Here is a 371-nt window from a genome sequence, read left to right as displayed (position 1 = left end):
CCGCTGCCGGGGACGCATGGCGTTACCAGCGGTGAAAGAGGTTTGCAGGTGGTTGTTTTGCTTGAGGTTTTTGAAGTCCGCTTCGAAGATCATCGATTGACAATCCCGGGCGATTCGCTAGAATACGCCGCATTCCTTACGGGACAGGTGATCGAGCAACGCTCCTCACCGCTTGATGATGCTTAGAGGCAGTCGACTGACTCATCATCAAGTGCTTGACTTCTCAAACGTTCCAGGTAGAATATGCCTCCTCGCTTAACAGCGACGCTCTTTAAAAATTTGATCAGGTAATTCGTGTGAGCGCTTGCCGATGAGTGGTGACAAGGTCACCAAATATCGGAGCAAGCCTCTCACGAGAAGTTTGACTCTGA

Annotated in this window: 1 protein-coding gene; it reads left to right on the top strand. The window is 50.7% G+C overall.

What is annotated here, in order from left to right; translation table 11 throughout:
• Positions 1-186, top strand: a 186-nt coding sequence (locus IZU87_RS17415) for a hypothetical protein (RefSeq protein WP_213115382.1), incomplete at its 5' end; no start/stop codon positions are given.
• Positions 187-371 lie beyond the last annotated feature (185 nt).

The organism is Cobetia sp. MC34 (assembly GCF_018340035.1).
GTDB lineage: Bacteria > Pseudomonadota > Gammaproteobacteria > Pseudomonadales > Halomonadaceae > Cobetia > Cobetia amphilecti.
This window is presented reverse-complemented; position numbering and strand designations above follow the sequence as displayed.